This window comes from Sinorhizobium sp. (genome assembly GCF_059070375.1).
Genome location: NZ_JCACWC010000001.1, coordinates 455,917 through 471,829, shown reverse-complemented (window position 1 = coordinate 471,829; position 15,913 = coordinate 455,917). Strand labels below are relative to the sequence as shown.

Below are 15,913 nucleotides of genomic sequence, written 5' to 3'. Positions count from 1 at the left end.
TAGGGCCAGCGCGCAAGCCTCGTCGTGATGCGATCGGCGATTTTCCGGCTTGACCGACTGCCGCATCCCGATGTATGTAACTGGATAGTTACTGAAATCGGGATAAGTCCATGTATCTAACGGAAATACAGGAGCAGGTACGCGACATGGCGCGCGCATTTGCCGATGAAGTGATCCGACCGATGGCGGAGTCGCTCGACCGCGAGGAACGTTTCCCCGCAGAGCTCTACGGGGAAATGGCGAAGCTCGGACTATTCGGTATCGGCGTTCCCGAACCCCTCGGCGGACCGGGTTTCGACACGCTGACCTATGCGGTCGTGATGGAGGAACTCAGCCGCGGTTATGCGTCGGTTGCCGACCAGTGCGGCCTGGTAGAGCTGATATCCACGCTGCTCGTCCGTCACGGGACCGATGATCAGCAACGCATGCTCCCCGACGTCCTGAACATGCGCGTCAAGGTCGCCTATTGCATCACCGAACCTGAGGCGGGAACCGACGTATCGGGCATCCGGACGACGGCGGAACGCGACGGCGACGGCTGGATGCTGAACGGCGGCAAAATCTGGATCCACAACGCGCCCGTTGCCGATGTCGGGTTCGTGCTGGCGAGGACCGACAAGGAGGCCGGCAACCGCGGCATGTCGATCTTTATCGTGGATCTCAATTCCGCAGGGGTCGAGAGAGGTCCGAAAGAGCACAAGATGGGCCAGAGAGCCAGCCAGGTGGGAGCGTTGACCTTCACCGATGTGCGCCTGCCCGGTGGTGCTTTGCTGGGTCAGGAGGGGCGCGGGTTTCACATGATGATGTCCGTTCTCGACAAAGGCCGCGTGGGCATCGCCGCGCTCGCCGTCGGCATCGCGCAGGCGGGGCTGGAGGCGGCGGTAGACTATGCCGGTACACGCAAGCAATTCGGCAAGGCCATTTCCGATTTCCAGGGCGTGCAATGGCTGCTCGCCGACATGGCAAAGGACATTGAGGCCGCGCGTCTTCTTGTCCATTCGGCCGCCTCCAAGATCGACCGGGGCCTTGACGCGACGAAGGCCTGCTCCATCGCCAAATGTTTCGCCGGAGACATGGCCGTTCAGCGCACCGCCGACGCGGTGCAGGTTTTCGGCGGATCGGGGTATATCCGCGGCTTCGAGGTCGAGCGGCTCTATCGCGACGCAAAGATCACGCAGATCTACGAAGGCACGAACCAGATCCAGCGGATGATCATTGCGCGTGAACTTCTGAAGAAGGGGGCAAGGGCGTGATTGCTTCGACCGCGAAACCCGTGGCACTGGTGACGGGCTCGTCCCGCGGTATCGGCCTTGCCGCTGCGGAAGCCCTGGCGCGGGAAGGGTTCTCCGTCGCAATCAACGGGCTGTCGGCCGACGACGAATTGGCGGCCGCTGCCGCACGCGTCTCCAGCCACGGCGCACGGGTGATCGCGACTGCCTTCGACGTCGCAGACTTGGCTGCTCACGAAGCCGCGCTTACGAAGATCGAGGCGGAGCTCGGCCCGCTCACGACGCTCGTCAACAATGCGGGGGTGGGCGTGCTGAAGCGCGGCGACCTTCTCGAGGTGACGGAAGAGAGCTGGGACCGTTGCCTCAGGGTGAATGCCAAGGCGATGTTCTTTCTGAGCCAGGCTTTCGCGCGCCGACTTCTGGCTCGGGAGCGAAGCCCGCTTTTCCACTCGATCGTCAACGTCACTTCGTCGAATTCCGTGGCGGTCGCCGTTCAGCGCTCGGAATATTGCGCCTCCAAGGCGGCCGCGTCGATGGTTTCCAAGGCGCTTGCGGTCCGTCTCGGGCGGGAAAACGTCGCTGTTTATGACGTCCAGCCCGGTCTGATCGCCACCGAAATGACCGCTCCGGTGATCGACTCCTATCGCGAGCGCGCGGAGCAGGGGCTGACGCTTTTTCCGCGCGTCGGAGAGCCCGAGGAGGTCGGGGCCGTGATCGCCTCGCTCGCCTCCGGCAGGCTCCCTTACACGACAGGACAGACGATCTCGGCAGATGCCGGCATGCTCGTTCCGCGATTTTGAGGTCTCCAATGAAAATTGCTCTTCCCGACACCGAAGGCAGACTGGCTGAGTACAGCCTTTCAGGCAAAGCGATAGCAGGCGCGGCCCTCGGTTCCGATCCTGCTCGTGTCGTCTATTCCGCCGCGCACGTCGTGGCAGACCCGTTCACCGCCAACGAGCCCTCAGGACGGGCAACCGTCGACTGGCCGAAGACGCTGGAGTTCCGCCGCTATCTTGCGGGGCTGGGGCTCGGGATCGCCGAGGCCATGGACACGGCCCAGCGCGGCATGGGCCTGGACTGGGCGGGCGCCCTGGAACTCATTCGCCGCACAAAGGCCGAGCTGCCGAACGCGCTGATTGCAAACGGCTGCGGGACCGATCACCTGGACCTTTCCAGGTCCCACAGCATCGACGACGTGAGACGTGCCTATCTCGATCAGGTCGAAGCGGTGCAGAAGCTGGGCGGGCGGATCATCCTCATGGCATCGAGGGCGCTGGTTCGGGCGGCCAGGGGGCCGGACGATTACATCACGGTCTATTCCGACGTGCTCGATGCCTGTGATCACCCGGTCATCCTGCACTGGCTAGGAGACATGTTCGACCCGCAGCTTGCCGGGTATTGGGGTGGCGAGACATTCGAACCCGCGATGCAGACGGCATTGGCCGTCATCGAAGCGAACGTCCGCAAGGTTGACGGCATAAAGATTTCCCTGCTCGACAAGGACAAAGAAATAGCGATGCGCCGGCTGCTGCCGGCGGACGTCAAGATGTACACCGGAGACGATTTCAACTACCCGGAACTCATCGAAGGCGACGAGCAGGGTTTTTCCCACGCACTTCTCGGCATCTTCGATCCGCTCGCGCCGGCTGCAGCTTTTGCGGTGCAGAGACTTGGCGAAGGCGACGTTGCCGCGTTCCGCGCGACATTGGATCCGACAGTGCCGCTGGCGCGGCTGATCTTCCGGGAGCCGACCCAATACTACAAGACGGGCGTGGTCTTCCTGGCCTGGCTGAACGGCTTCCAGGACCACTTCGTGATGCTGAATGGCGCGCAGGCGATGCGGCCGCTTCCCTATTTCACCGAGGTTTTCCGCCTAGCGGATCAATGCGGTCTCCTTCGCGATCCGGAAGTGGCCGTCACCCGCATGAAGCGTCTCCTCGCAGTCTACGGGGTGTGAGATGAGGGACTTCTCTTCGGATCACTCGGCCCTTGCACTGAACACGGCGAGCCTCGGCCACAACCTCGAGGGTCGCGGTGCGGGCTGGACTAGCGAACAGGTCATCGATGCCTGTGCCGAGCGCGGCTTCGGGAGCATCGTGTTCTGGCGGCGCGAGATCGGCGCACGCGCCGTGGAGATTGGCGAACGGGTTCGTTCCGCCGGGCTGGCCGTGGCGGGTCTGTGCCGGACGCCCTTTCTGGTAGGCACCCAGGCGACGGATGTCGAAAGCGTCATCGACGACTTCAAGAAGTCGATCGACATGGCCGCAGGCTTGGGGGCTCAGGTCTTAACGATCGTCGTCGGAGGCGTGCATCCGGGAACCAAAGGGATTGCCGAAAGCCTGAAGATCGTTGCGGACCGCGTTGCCGAAGCCGCTCCCTGCGCACAGGCAAGCGGCGTGAAACTGGCTCTGGAGCCGCTCAATCCCGTCTACGCCGGCAACCGCTCCTGCCTCACGACGCTTCGCGATGCCGTGGACCTTTGCGATCGCATAGCTGCCCCGAATGTCGGCATAGCCGTGGATGTCTACCATGTCTGGTGGGACACGGAGCTTGAACGGCAGTTGAACCGTGCCGGCGCCGAGCGAATATATGGCTATCATCTCTGCGACTGGCTCGCCGAAACCAATGACGTGCTTCTCGACCGCGGCATGATGGGCGACGGCGTCGCCGATCTCAAGACGATCCGTTCATTCGTTGAAGGCGCCGGCTATCGCGGCCCTTGCGAGGTCGAAATCTTTTCCGCGAACGACTGGTGGAAGCGCGATCCCGGCGAGGTGCTGGACGTGATGGTCGAGCGTTTCCGCAACTGTTGCTGACAGAGAGTAGGAATCCATGAAAATACTTGTGACGGTGAAACGGGTCGTCGACTACAACGTCAAGATCCGGGTCAAAGCGGATGGAACGGGCGTCGAGCTTGCCAATGTGAAGATGTCGATGAACCCCTTCGACGAGATCTCGGTCGAAGAGGCGCTGCGGCTGAAGGAAGCCGGCAAGGCGAGTGAAGTGGTGGTCGTGTCGATCGGCCCGGCCAAGGCGGAAGAGACGCTCAGGACCGCGCTCGCCATGGGCGCCGACCGGGCGATCCTGGTCGAGACCGAAGACCAGGTCGAGCCGCTCGCTGTGGCCAAGATCGTCAGGCAAGTCGCCGAGGCCGAACAGCCGGGGCTGATCATCGTCGGCAAGCAGGCGATCGACGACGATTCCAACCAGACCGGTCAGATGCTGTCGGCCTTGCTCGGCTGGGCCCAGGGCACCTTTGCCTCCAAGGTCGAGATCGGCGACGGCAAGATCAACGTCACCCGCGAGGTCGACGGCGGCCTGCAGACGGTCGAACTGAAGCTGCCGGCGGTCGTCACCACCGATCTGCGCCTCAATGAGCCGCGCTATGCCTCGCTGCCGAACATCATGAAGGCGAAGAAGAAGCCGCTCGACAAGAAGAGCCCGGCCGATTTCGGCGTCGACACGGCGCCGCGGCTGAAAGTCTTGAAGACCGAAGAGCCGTCCGGCCGCAAGGCCGGCGTCAAGGTGAAGACGGTCGCCGAGCTCGTCGAGAAGCTCAAGACCGAAGCCGGCGTGCTTTAAGTTCATGCGTCCGAAAGCGGACACCGGCTGCCGGACAAACGCATGAACCACTTCAGACTCATGAGCTCCGATCCGGAACGGATCGTTGAGCTCGATCGAAAGGGAGAATTCTACCATGGCCATTCTGCTTCTGGCTGACCACGACAACAGCCACCTTTCCGACCAGACGGCGAAGGCGCTGACGGCGGCAACGAACATCGCCAGTGGGACTGGAACCGACGTGCATGTGCTGGTTGCCGGTCAGAACGTCAAAGGGATTGCCGAGCAAGCCTCCAAGCTTTCGGGCGTCGCCAAGGTGCTGGTCGCCGAGGACGCCTCGCTCGCCAACAATCTCGCCGAGCCGCTGGCCGCGCTGATCGTTTCGCTCGCCGGCAATTACGACACCGTCGTTGCCGCCGCCACCTCGGTCGGCAAGAACGTCATGCCACGGGTCGCAGCCCTTCTCGACGTCGCCCAGGTTTCGGAGATCATCGAGGTCGTCGCGCCCGATACCTTCAAACGGCCGATCTATGCCGGCAACGCCATCCAGACGGTGCAGACGAGCGAGCCGAAGAAGGTGATCACCGTGCGCACCGCCTCCTTTGCCGCTGCTCAAGAAGGCGGCTCGGCCCCGGTCGAGACGGTTGCCGCCGCGGCAAATCCCGGCCTTTCCGCCCATGTTTCCGATGCGCTGTCGTCCTCCGACCGGCCGGAACTGACCTCGGCGAAGATCATCATCTCCGGCGGCCGGGCGCTCGGCTCCTCGGAGAAGTTCAAGGAAGTCATCCTCCCGGTTGCCGACAAGCTCGGGGCCGCCGTCGGCGCCTCACGCGCCGCCGTCGATGCCGGCTATGCGCCGAACGACTGGCAGGTCGGCCAGACCGGCAAGGTGGTCGCCCCCGACCTCTACATCGCCTGCGGCATTTCCGGCGCGATCCAGCACCTCGCCGGCATGAAGGACAGCAAGGTGATCGTCGCCATCAACAAGGACGAGGAAGCGCCGATCTTCCAGGTCGCCGACTACGGCCTCGTCGCCGATCTCTTCGACGTCCTGCCGGAACTCGAAAAGGCGATGTAACGGCACGGTGTAGGCTGAACCCCCCGAGCGCGAGAGAATGGAATTCGACGTCGTGATCGTCGCTGCGGGACCGGCTGGTCTTGCAGCTGCGGTCCGGCTGAAGCAGGTCATCGGGAACTCTCGTTGTAGTTTTGGAGAAGGGCGCCGACGATGGCGTTCGCCTCGATCTCGGCGTTGCGGCCGCGCAGCGAATATACTCGGATAGGCTCCGCGATATTGCAAGTAAGGGACCGCCGCTCGACGTTTCCACATATGAAGCTATCTACCTGCTGAAAAAGCAGGACGCCTTTGTCCCGTACCTGCCGCTCTGTTACGTGGCCTTTTGTTCGGAGGGAGGACCGATATGCTGTTCCGTCCTGGAGCTCTCGTCGCAGCGACCATGCTCTGTTTGCCGGCATCTGCTGAGGAGACTGTGCGGATATCCGGCTGGGGTGGGTCCGAGGTCGCCATTGTCAACGGGCTATTGACGAACGTTGTTGCCGAAAAGCTCGCGAAAGAGGGTATCAGGGTAAAGTACGAACCTGTTGATGGCGACTATTCGCAATTCATCATTAACGGCTTGTCGGCGGGCACCGCTCCAGACCTTTTTTACGTCGATACCTTTTGGGCGCGGTCAGTATTCAGCGCCGGTCAAGCCGCACCGGTAACAAGCGACGTTTCTGGTTTTGCAGCCAATCTCCTCACGGCTCTCACCTACGATGGGAAGCTCTACTCGATCCCCAAGGACTTCAATACGCTGGCCATACATTTCAACAAGGACATCTTCGATGACGCGGGCGTCGATTATCCGAGCAACGACGACACGTGGACGACGCTGCAAGAGAAATTGGTGGCCGTGCACAAGTCGCTTCCGGAGGTCGATGGTCTCTGTGTTGTTCCGGAATATGCCCGGTTCGGCGCCTTTGCATTATCGACAGGCTGGTCCCCCTTTGATACTCGGGGAAAAACCGTCCTGGATGAGCGCTTTCGTCGGGCTTTCGATTTCTATACCGGCCTCGTGAAGTCTGGGGCCGCCGTTATGGCCGCCGACGCGGGACACAGCTGGACTGGCGGTTGCTTGGCGTCCGAGCGGGCTGCCGTAGCGATAGAGGGTGCTTGGATACTCAGCGCGTTGCGCGATAGTGCTCCAAACATAAATCTCGGCACTGTCCGGATGCCGAAAGACCCTGAAAGCGGCAAACGAGGCAATATCGTCTTCTCCGTCGGTTGGACCGTCAACGCGGCCTCGAAGGTCAGTAAGGCTGCTGCAAAAGTTGCCGAGCTCCTAACCACCGAGGAGGCTCAGCAATGGGTTTTGGAGCAGGGGCTGGCCCTCCCGAGCCGGACTAGTCTGACTGACAACCCCTGGCTGCGGGGCGGCGAGCCTGAACAGATCGCAAGCCGAGTGGTCCTTGAAGGCCTCTCAGACGATCACGTTACACCGTATTTTTTCGGGGACGTCGGAGGGAGATGGATGCAGCCTATCAATGCTGCGCTCAATTCTGTCATCCTCGGGGAGGAGGATGCGAATACAGCTTTGCCATCGGCACAAAACGCCTTTGATCGGATGCTCGCCAAGTAAGGTTCTCTCGGGCTTGCCACGGTTAGAGAACGCGCGAGGCGCCTGCGGGAGGAGCATGCATGTCACGAGCAAGGTCAGAAGAGAAGAGCGGCTGGCTCTTCGTATTGCCCTTTACAATCTCGATAATGCTGTTTTTCATCTACGCGATTGTGCGGACAGCTTACTACAGCTTTACCGATTTCGACTTGTTCGAGGCTCCAAGCTTTGTTGGAATGTCCAATTACACTGCACTGGTCTCCGACGAACTTTTCCTCCTCGCCTTGCGCAACACTATCGGCTTCTCGCTCATCGTAACAACGACCCAGACCGTGCTCGCACTTGCTCTGGCGGTCCTTGTGAACCATGCCGTCCGGGCCAGGGGACTCGTTCGGACGGTGTTTTACCTGCCATCGATCATGTCCAGTGCGGCCATGACGCTTATCTTCCTGTGGCTCTTCCAGAGAAATGGCTTCATGACCGCAATCGTCAGCGTCATGCTTGCCTATCGCCAGCACATCCTTTTGTTCCTCGTGGGCATGGCTGCTCTGCACGGCGCGCTGGTTCTCAACGCGCGACGCAGCTACGAGGGTGTATCGATCTTCGATCCATTCTTTCTGCTCGTCGCCGCCGTCGGCGCGCTGGCGTTTGCTGTTTCCTGTGCCCTCGCGGGATTGCTGTCTGTTTTTGACAACAATCGGCCTATTTCCTGGCTAAATACGCAGCGCCACTTCCTTTTCATGCCGGTCACGCTGTGGTCCGTGGCGTTAATGAACGTTTTTACGACGGTCCCGACGCTGATGCTGTTGTTCCTGGCAGGCCTGCAGTCGATCCCGAGCAGCTTATACGATGCGGCTGAGGTCGACGGAGCCAACGCTTTCCAGCGATTTCGCCACATAACCGTGCCGGCGCTCAGGCCGGTAACCTTTGCCGTCGTGACGATGGGCGTCATTGGTACCCTACAAATGTTTGACCAGGTTGCGATTTTAGGAGATGGGGCTCCCCTAGCAAGTCGAGTAACGCTTGCCTACTACGTTTATGAGAACGCCTTTCCCGCAGGCGCCTCTTCGAGAATCGGTATGGCAAGTGCTGCGGCCCTCGTCCTTGGCATCCTTACAATCACAGCCGTGTACGTACAAAAATCGCTCGGCGTGAAGGAAAAGGGCGAATGATGGCGAGCACGCCGGCTGCTAAAGTCCCTCCCTCGCGCCGCCGTTTACCGGCTGGCGCGCTTCGCCGGCGGCAGCTTGCGGCGAGCGCCTGGTTATATCTGGCCTTTCTTGCCGTCGCGACCATCATGGTGGGGACATTCGCTCTTGCCTTTATAGCGAGCTTGAAAGTCGATCCACTCGAGAGACCGTTCCGCATCTATTTCGATCAGCTCAATCCGGCCGCATGGGTCGCCGCCGCTCGCTTGGGGCAGGAGGGTGCGGGTGACGCTTTGTGGGGAGGACTTGCTCCTGGCGCAAAAGTTGATTTCAGCGTGACGTACGCGGCACCCGCCGATGCTACGATTGTTGAACCCAGAGCCGAGATTCCTCGCCGCCGCCCGGGATCGGGCATCGCCGCTGCGCTCATGCGGCATTATGCGGCGGATTATGCGTCAATTGTATTGAGAAGCTCCAGTGCGGCAACGATGCAGGCTCGTGACGAGAGGGGATTTCGGCAGACTTGGCAGACGCGGACATTCGTCTATGAGATCACCTACCGCGCCGACCGCCAGAATGGCCCCCGGATCGAACGTACGCCCCTCAATCTTACCGCTCCGACCTCTCAAACGCTTATCGACAGTCCGATTTCGCCATCCCGATCCGAGCGTCGAGGACGCTTATTGAGCTGGGACAACATCACACCAGGCGCTCTCGGGTTGATCTTCAACAACTACCGGAGGGTGATAAACGAGACGGCTAACCTGCAGACTGGGAAGAGCCTGCTTGGAAGCTGGCTGGGCAATAGTCTTGCGATCGCAACTGGGCGCCTGGTCCTGACGCTCGTCATCGCTAGCCTTGCGGGGTATGCGCTCGCGCGGCTCAAGTTCAGGGGCAGCCGCTTACTGTTCGCTGCAGCACTCTTCTCAATGACGATCCCTGCGCAAGTGACCTTTGTGTCGAACTATCTGATTTTGAGGGACCTGTCGCTTCTGAACACGCCCTGGAGCGTGATTGTCGTTTTCGTCGCCTCAGCCAACGTCCTCTTGATGAAACAGTTTTTCGAGGGGTTTCCAAGAGAGATAGAGGAAGCTGCAATTGTCGACGGTGCCAGCCGTTTTCAAGTGTTCTGCAAGATCGTTCTGCCAAACGCCAAACCGGCCTTGTTGGTCAACGCGATTCTCGCGTTTCAAGGCGCCTGGAACGACTTCTTTTGGCCCCTCGTCCTCATCACCAGCCCGCCCGAAGCGCTGACGGTCCAAGTCGGGCTTCTCAGTCTACGTCGTTCGTTCGGGGGTGTGCAGGGTGATTGGGGACTCGTCTTGGCAGGTGCGTTCATCTCGATCGTGCCAGTCGTTATCCTTTTCGTGCTCTTCCAGCGGCACATTGTCTCCACTCAGTTCGCCAAGGGCACCACATAGTAATACCACCCAAAGCCGTCCATTTGTGAGTGCCGGAGTGCGGATTGCTGGTCGCATCCATTTTTCATAACGCAGTGCTTCCAACGGCAACTTTTGCGATGCGCGGATCCCGGATAGCGGCCAAAACGAGGCCAACCCGTACCGAGAAAACAGATAGCAGAACCAGGGCAGCCGAAAGCTCGACCCGCATTGCGAGCTGCTGTTCGACGAAGACTGCCCGCTGAAACGCTGAAACCGACCGCGGCACCTACTCCAACTCTCCTGTTTACACGCGTGCAAATGTCATGGCGCCAGCTCCCTATCGTGTGTTCGGGTTGAAGCCTAGTGGTCGTGATGGCAGGAGGCGCGGAACCTGCGATTCCCGTCTGCGTTGTTGGTTAGTGAACGGAAGGAGGCCTTAGATGGCGGACGACAAGACTAAGACGGCAGCTGACCGCCGACTGGTATCGGGCACCCAGAAATACGAGGTCGACTACTTCGCGCGAAAGCACGGCATCGCTGCAGCGGATGCACGCCGCATCATCAAACAGCACGGCAACGACCGCGACGCTGCCGATAAAGCGGCCAGCCGCCTGAAGGGCTAGAGGCAGGTGTGTTGCGACCAAGCTTAAAGCCCGCTTCTATCTATTTTACCGGGACGGCCCGGCCCCTATCGCGGCCTTTGGCGTTATGCGAATGCTGGGACTGAGCGACTGCCGTTGTATTATGCCTGAAACCCGACTGCAGATAAAAAATCTCAGCACATGTCTTAGTTTATTTGTAGCTAAATTAGCCTTTGGTAGTGTGCTCGCGTCATGGGATGGAGGATTTCTATGGAGCTTCAGCCGCAAGCCGCAATAACAGAGGCTGCAACCAAAATGTTGTCAGTGCCGGAGTTTTGCCGACGGCAAAACTTGTGCGAGGAAGAAAAACGGCGCTTGACCCGCCTCTTCGGCCGGTTTGCCACGGCTCGCGAGTTGCTTCACAACGCAAAGCGCGCTCCTAAGTGGAGGTATTGAGGGTGGGGCGAGGGTATCCCTGGGCGCACACCGAACGAAAAAGACGGCGCTAAGCCCGTCTATGTAGCGATAGGTTTAGCTCGACACGTCAGTTCGTACGTCGGTGCGGCCTCGACCGGGGCGGCCGAAAACGCCTTCGCTGCAGAAATGCATGCACACTGTGGGATGAGCGACTCGCAGCGCGCGTGACTACCAGTTATAGTACGAAAAATTGTGAGAACGCTGCGCGATACAGAAGAATCGGTATCCGGCGGGCGCCATATAAGAAGCCGCCGAGGCATTGTCGGCTGCCCTTGGACGGCCAATCCGCCGCATCGTAGCCCTCACTGCACGGATCAGGGAATGGCTCCCGGCCGTAGGCTTGATGCGAGACAATCAGGTCACACTCTGACATTGTTGCAATGGGGCCTATAAACTGAACTGATAGGAAATCGGCAGCCAACGATAACCTCTATCCTTCCGCTCAACGAACCCGAGCGAGGGGAATGACGTATGGTATCCGGCGACTGGAAGCCGATCGGTTGCAACCATGTCATAGATGTGCCGCCGGGTCTCCGCGCCTTTGGCCTTATCCATGTCGAAAAAAGCGTGCCACTCGGGATGCGCAAGCGATGCTACCTCGTGATGCGCGCAATCGCCCCAGACGAGCAGTTGTTTGCCCTCGCTTTCGATGTGAAACGCAAGGTGGCCAGGTGTATGCCCATAGGCCTCAACCGCACGAATGCCGGGAACTACGTCGCCACCCGGTTTGATAAAGCTTGTACGTTCGGCCAAGGGAATGACATTGCTGGCGAAGAGCTTTGCCGACACATACTCGTTGTCGCTGGGAGAAGCCGCGAGACGGTCCTCGGCCGACCAGAAATCGAACTCCGCATCCCCGATCGCATATCGCGCGTTCGGGAATAGTGGTCTTCCACCCTCGATAAGGCCGCCGATATGATCAGCATGGCCATGGGTCAGGACCACGACGTCGATCTGCTCCGGCGTAAAGCCGGCCGGGCCCAACAGGTTTGCTAGCCAGCCGCCATTGGGCCGCGGGACGAAACCGTTTTCGCCGTTGCCGGTATCGAAGAGCACGAGCTCTTTGCCCGTGTTCACGATTGTGGGGGTAAAGCCCGGCCGAAATTTCCTTTCGGGAAGCAGGCTTTGCCGCATCAACTCTTCGACCTCGGTCTGCGGGCGATCTTGCCCGACGATCGGCCACGGTCCATCGAGCACGGGGCCGGCATCGAGGATATTGGTCACTTCAAATCTTCCCAGCTTGAAACGGTAGTGCGTTGGCATAGACGGACCGAGTGGCATGCCAGCACCTTGTGCCGCCGACCCGCACAGGCCGGTTATGGCCGGAGCTGCTATCAACGAAGCGGCGGAGGTCAGAACCTGTCGTCGAGATAGGTGGGGTAGAAGCATCATGCGGTATCCTCCACGTGGGTACTGATCTCTGCTGGAGCGCTCCCACTGCGCTCGAAGCAGTGAGCCGCGTTCGCCGCAGCCGATCTGACTGCGGAACGCTTCAGCACAGGTCGTTCCATTTCTGCGAGGTTCACCTACACTGCAGTCCCGCGATCGGGATGAGGTTAGGTGGTCTCAAGTATTGGGAGGTTAGCTATGTCGGCACCGGATAGCTTGTATGAACGTGCTGCTCCGGACGGCATCCCCCGCCCCTTTTGGCACGTGGATGAAGTGCATACGTTCTTTGTCGGTCCTCTCGAGTACAACAAGCTCCACCAGCATGGCGCTCCCGTCTTCCTGGCTGGAATCTACAGCGAATTCTGGCTGCGAATCCATGGGGGCCACTGGCACTCGTGCCGTACGGCGGTCATTCCCGCTGGTGTGCTTCACGAGCTTGATCTCGGCGGCTATCCACTGGCGGTATTTTACATCGAACCAAAGCAAGGCGGCACCGAAGCACTTGTGCCGCTGTCCGGCGACAGTTGGGAAGTGGACGGAGTTCTCATGGGGCGCAGTGGCGAGGTTTCCGTCATGCGCGAGCTGTGGGAGGATAGGGCCGCCGCCAGATGGGCCGGCTTGGCTCTGGAGGACTTGCTCGGCTTTTCCGCACGGCGGGCCTCGAGAAGCAGAGACACGCGCATAGCAGCGGCTATTGATTACCTGCGAACGCACTCGGACGAACTCACCTCGGTACCGCCGCTCGCAAAGAGCCTAGGCCTGTCACCGTCACAGTTTCAGCGCGTATTCACCCGAGAGGTGGGTGTGCCTTTCCGTCGCTACCGCGCTTGGAACCGGATGCGTGTGGCCATAAGTGAGATCGTGAGCGGCAGCAACTTTACGACGGCCGCCCACACCGCGGGCTTCTCGGATCAAGCGCATTTCAGCAATGATTTCCGCCGGACTTTTGGTGCGCCGCCTTCAGTCAGTCTTTTGGCTTTGAGGCAGCCTCCTTCCCGGTGAATGTAACAGTGGGTTACGGGGTTGGATCGAAGTTCGCCTCGAAGTCCGTCCAAAGGAGCGCGCTTGGGCCTTGAACGCCCGCCGTTGACGTCTCGCTGTGGTTCTTGGCCATCACTAGACGGCGCCTGTCGAGCGGCGGCCACAACGCGGCACGAACATTGGTGGAGGCGGTATCGCTCAAGCGCGGCAAAGCTTGCCCTAGACGCCGTCGCTGAGGTGCATTGATGCCTGCCAAAGCAAGGAGTTGCACAATGAGCGGGCCTGCGGTTCGGATCTGTTCAAGAGCTTTTACTTTGGGCCTCACTCGAGAGTTTGACCGAGGGTCTAACCGAGTCAGGGCATTCATCCAGCGTATCGGCTTTGCGGGCCGGAAACCGATGCTCAATGTTTGGTATGCGGGCGGCCGCAGGTAGGCGAAGCCTTGCCGATGCCTCTCGGTGGCAGGATTAGGCCTCAGATTCGTGGCAAACGACTTCGATATTGTGCCCGTCCGGACCAATGACGAAAGCTGCATAGTAGTTCGCGTGGTAGTTCGGGCGCAGACCAGGGGCACCATTGTCTTTGCCACCCGCCTCAAGAGCCGCGCGATAGAAAGCTTCGACCTGCTGGCGATTCTCGGCTGTGAACGCCAGGTGGAGATGCGCTGGCTTCTCCTCGGTTTGGTACAGGCACAATGAAGCCTTGCCCTTTGGGCTAAGCTCGACACCGTACGTCGGCAGTTCCTCCGAGACTACGGCCACGCCGAGTGGTTCGAGTGCCTTGATGAAGAACGCTTTGCTCGCTGCGTAGTCGCTGACGCCGAATTTGACATGGTCAAACATGAGTTCTCCTGAAGTGTGTGGGCCTGCCTGACGAAAGTGCGCCCGAGCGTACCTCTCTTGCGCGCCTTGCAATGTCTGTTGAGCTGCAAAGGTCTTCGCGGCCGCTTGCGTCTCACACTTGATGGCATGTCTCAGCCATTGATGGCAAGGAACAGAGAGTGGGGAGTGCCGCACGGCAACACCCTTAGAATTCACAAGACAAGCGGCTGTTCGGGCAAGGCCCGGGCATCGAAAGCATCTTGTAACGGGTGCTTGTCTGTGCCGGCCGAGAGCTTGGGTCGAACCGCGACAACCTTCCGGCAGGTCGTGCGTTAGTAGACGAAATAAATTGGAGCCCGGAGAGCACGATGCCCTCAAGATTTCGTTTCGGCCTACTTGCGAAAGCAGGCTACACGGCCCGTGGTGTAGTGTTCCTTCTCGTTGCCGGACTCGCTCTTTTCTCCGGAGTGACAGGCGGTCGGCCCGAAATGAAGTCAGCGCTCTTGACGCTGCTCGGACAGCCCTTCGGCCGGATCTGGGTCGGATTGATCGGGCTCGGCCTGCTCGGGTTCGTCGCCTGGAGACTGGCCCAGTCCCTTGCGGATAGTGACGACCACGGATCCGATCGCAAGGGTCTCACTGTGCGCAGTGCATTGTTCGGCAGCGCCGTAGTATACCTTGGGCTGGCCGGCTACTCCCTCGGACATGCACTATTTCTTGCGGGTGGAAACCAGGAATCTGGCGAGAAAGGGCTGGCGGAATGGATTATGTCGAAGCCGTTCGGCTCGTACCTGGCGATCGCGGTCGGGATCGGCTTCATCGTCGGTGGGGTCGTCACCGCGTACAAAGGCCTCACACGAAAGTTCGAGCGATATGTCCGCATTCCCGACCGGAACCGCGTCCTTACCTCAATCTGCATTTACGGCCTCGTCGCGCGTGGCGCTGTCTTCGTGATTATCGGCATCCTGTTCGCGTATGCCGGATTCCGGGTTGACCCGGAACAGGCTGGCAGCATGAGCGATGCCCTGGAGTGGCTTCGACAACTGCCGTTCGGCTCGATCCTGTACATCGCCGTGGCTGCCGGTATTGCTGCTTTCGGCATCTATAACCTCATTGAAGCGCGGTATCGGGTCGTCCGCGGCCCTGATCTGGCAACGGTGAAGCAGCCGATCTCGCTGCAGAAAACCTGACCCAACGCAGCCGGGTTGATAGAGCTGGTGAAAGCGTGGGGGGTGGAAGGCAGAGTGGCAATTACGGTGTGCCATGCCGAGCCGCTGAGCTGCGTTTAGGAAGCTTTTCTCGGCAGTCTGCCGGCCATTGTCGCCTCCTTAGGGGACTATGAGGCCCCGGAACTGCCTTCAAGGACGACATGACTAGTTCCGGAGCCTCAAACGCAATAGCAGGTGACGAGATCCGCCATGGCGTTCATCGGGATATGTGTCGGGTAAAATTTTCGGCAACTGCCGTAAGACTTTTGTCAGGGTCCATGGGACTAAGGTCCGATATATACTACTGCCATTTCCCGTCGATATATGAGGATCACACTGGTTTCTCGGAGACATTACTGACTCAATGCACCTGTGAAGGTGTCTTTAAGTAGATATCTCGCGACAAACCTGCGCCATCCGAATGCTGGCTCCGAGGCGAACGCGATCACCGATTCCTTGTCGGAACTGTTGTCACCGTCTTCTTCTTTTACCTAGCTTCAGGGAACTTAAATCTTTTGTGA

15 protein-coding genes and 1 pseudogene are annotated in these 15,913 nt (G+C 59.9%); 14 read left to right on the top strand and 2 right to left on the bottom strand.

The genetic code is table 11. From position 1 onward, the window contains the following. Positions 1-110 precede the first annotated feature (110 nt). From AC5J09_RS02340 to AC5J09_RS02285, 12 genes and pseudogenes are all read left to right on the top strand, one after another. Positions 111-1,253, top strand: coding sequence for an acyl-CoA dehydrogenase family protein (locus tag AC5J09_RS02340; RefSeq protein ID WP_102763180.1), 1,143 nt, complete (start codon positions 111-113; stop codon positions 1,251-1,253). Next, positions 1,253-2,029, top strand: a complete 777-nt coding sequence (locus AC5J09_RS02335; RefSeq protein ID WP_494297050.1) for a 3-ketoacyl-ACP reductase — start codon at positions 1,253-1,255, stop codon at positions 2,027-2,029. Before AC5J09_RS02340 ends, AC5J09_RS02335 begins: the two co-directional genes overlap by 1 nt. A gap of 8 nt (positions 2,030-2,037) precedes the next feature. Next, positions 2,038-3,186 carry a dihydrodipicolinate synthase family protein gene (locus AC5J09_RS02330; RefSeq protein ID WP_494296767.1) on the top strand — a complete coding sequence of 383 codons (1,149 nt, stop codon included), beginning with the start codon at positions 2,038-2,040 and terminating at the stop codon, positions 3,184-3,186. A 1-nt stretch (position 3,187) separates the two neighbouring features. Beyond that, positions 3,188-4,045: a sugar phosphate isomerase/epimerase family protein gene (locus AC5J09_RS02325; protein WP_494296766.1), complete on the top strand. Its 858-nt coding sequence runs from the start codon at positions 3,188-3,190 to the stop codon at positions 4,043-4,045. A 16-nt stretch (positions 4,046-4,061) separates the two neighbouring features. Continuing rightward, entirely contained in the window at positions 4,062-4,811 is a 750-nt protein-coding gene (locus AC5J09_RS02320; RefSeq protein WP_411921432.1) for an electron transfer flavoprotein subunit beta/FixA family protein, read from the top strand. A gap of 115 nt (positions 4,812-4,926) precedes the next feature. Continuing rightward, the gene (locus AC5J09_RS02315) at positions 4,927-5,868 is read left to right on the top strand and encodes an electron transfer flavoprotein subunit alpha/FixB family protein (RefSeq protein WP_494296765.1); all 942 of its coding nucleotides are present in this window, start codon (positions 4,927-4,929) and stop codon (positions 5,866-5,868) included. A 37-nt stretch (positions 5,869-5,905) separates the two neighbouring features. Further along, positions 5,906-6,077: pseudogene (locus tag AC5J09_RS02310) on the top strand (electron transfer flavoprotein-ubiquinone oxidoreductase); the annotation flags it as partial. Positions 6,078-6,211: 134 nt separating this feature from the next. Continuing rightward, on the top strand, positions 6,212-7,429 hold the full coding sequence (locus AC5J09_RS02305) for an extracellular solute-binding protein (protein ID WP_494296764.1): 1,218 nt from the start codon (positions 6,212-6,214) through the stop codon (positions 7,427-7,429). Between the two features lie 59 nt (positions 7,430-7,488). Continuing rightward, entirely contained in the window at positions 7,489-8,577 is a 1,089-nt protein-coding gene (locus AC5J09_RS02300) for a carbohydrate ABC transporter permease (protein ID WP_494296763.1), read from the top strand. Further along, a complete protein-coding gene (locus tag AC5J09_RS02295) occupies positions 8,574-9,974 on the top strand; it encodes a carbohydrate ABC transporter permease (protein ID WP_494296762.1) in 1,401 nt (466 codons plus the stop codon). The genes AC5J09_RS02300 and AC5J09_RS02295 overlap by 4 nt, the downstream gene beginning before the upstream one ends. 401 nt (positions 9,975-10,375) lie before the next feature. Next, entirely contained in the window at positions 10,376-10,558 is a 183-nt protein-coding gene (locus tag AC5J09_RS02290) for a DUF3606 domain-containing protein (RefSeq protein WP_027992259.1), read from the top strand. 228 nt (positions 10,559-10,786) lie between these two features. Further along, the gene (locus AC5J09_RS02285; protein ID WP_100673314.1) at positions 10,787-10,972 is read left to right on the top strand and encodes a hypothetical protein; all 186 of its coding nucleotides are present in this window, start codon (positions 10,787-10,789) and stop codon (positions 10,970-10,972) included. Positions 10,973-11,380: 408 nt separating this feature from the next. On the opposite strand, the gene AC5J09_RS02280 is transcribed toward AC5J09_RS02285, so the two are convergent. After that, on the bottom strand, positions 11,381-12,385 hold the full coding sequence (locus AC5J09_RS02280; protein WP_494296761.1) for an MBL fold metallo-hydrolase: 1,005 nt from the start codon (positions 12,383-12,385) through the stop codon (positions 11,381-11,383). A 195-nt stretch (positions 12,386-12,580) separates the two neighbouring features. Between AC5J09_RS02280 and AC5J09_RS02275 the strand changes: the two genes are divergently transcribed. After that, complete coding sequence (locus tag AC5J09_RS02275) at positions 12,581-13,384, top strand: helix-turn-helix domain-containing protein (RefSeq protein ID WP_494296760.1); 804 nt, start codon at positions 12,581-12,583, stop codon at positions 13,382-13,384. A gap of 446 nt (positions 13,385-13,830) precedes the next feature. On the opposite strand, the gene AC5J09_RS02270 is transcribed toward AC5J09_RS02275, so the two are convergent. Continuing rightward, entirely contained in the window at positions 13,831-14,205 is a 375-nt protein-coding gene (locus tag AC5J09_RS02270; protein WP_494296759.1) for a VOC family protein, read from the bottom strand. Between the two features lie 347 nt (positions 14,206-14,552). Between AC5J09_RS02270 and AC5J09_RS02265 the strand changes: the two genes are divergently transcribed. After that, complete coding sequence (locus AC5J09_RS02265) at positions 14,553-15,374, top strand: DUF1206 domain-containing protein (protein ID WP_494296758.1); 822 nt, start codon at positions 14,553-14,555, stop codon at positions 15,372-15,374. The last annotated feature ends 539 nt before the right edge of the window (positions 15,375-15,913 follow it).

Coding starts and splice junctions, on each gene's coding strand:
- AC5J09_RS02315 (WP_494296765.1), top strand. CDS start 4,927: ATGGCCATTCTGCTTCTGGCTGACCACGACAACAGCCACCTTTCCGAC.
- AC5J09_RS02325 (WP_494296766.1), top strand. CDS start 3,188: ATGAGGGACTTCTCTTCGGATCACTCGGCCCTTGCACTGAACACGGCG.
- AC5J09_RS02320 (WP_411921432.1), top strand. CDS start 4,062: ATGAAAATACTTGTGACGGTGAAACGGGTCGTCGACTACAACGTCAAG.
- AC5J09_RS02295 (WP_494296762.1), top strand. CDS start 8,574: ATGATGGCGAGCACGCCGGCTGCTAAAGTCCCTCCCTCGCGCCGCCGT.
- AC5J09_RS02280 (WP_494296761.1), bottom strand. CDS start 12,385: ATGATGCTTCTACCCCACCTATCTCGACGACAGGTTCTGACCTCCGCC.
- AC5J09_RS02270 (WP_494296759.1), bottom strand. CDS start 14,205: ATGTTTGACCATGTCAAATTCGGCGTCAGCGACTACGCAGCGAGCAAA.
- AC5J09_RS02340 (WP_102763180.1), top strand. CDS start 111: ATGTATCTAACGGAAATACAGGAGCAGGTACGCGACATGGCGCGCGCA.
- AC5J09_RS02285 (WP_100673314.1), top strand. CDS start 10,787: ATGGAGCTTCAGCCGCAAGCCGCAATAACAGAGGCTGCAACCAAAATG.
- AC5J09_RS02330 (WP_494296767.1), top strand. CDS start 2,038: ATGAAAATTGCTCTTCCCGACACCGAAGGCAGACTGGCTGAGTACAGC.
- AC5J09_RS02265 (WP_494296758.1), top strand. CDS start 14,553: ATGCCCTCAAGATTTCGTTTCGGCCTACTTGCGAAAGCAGGCTACACG.
- AC5J09_RS02300 (WP_494296763.1), top strand. CDS start 7,489: ATGTCACGAGCAAGGTCAGAAGAGAAGAGCGGCTGGCTCTTCGTATTG.
- AC5J09_RS02275 (WP_494296760.1), top strand. CDS start 12,581: ATGTCGGCACCGGATAGCTTGTATGAACGTGCTGCTCCGGACGGCATC.
- AC5J09_RS02305 (WP_494296764.1), top strand. CDS start 6,212: ATGCTGTTCCGTCCTGGAGCTCTCGTCGCAGCGACCATGCTCTGTTTG.
- AC5J09_RS02290 (WP_027992259.1), top strand. CDS start 10,376: ATGGCGGACGACAAGACTAAGACGGCAGCTGACCGCCGACTGGTATCG.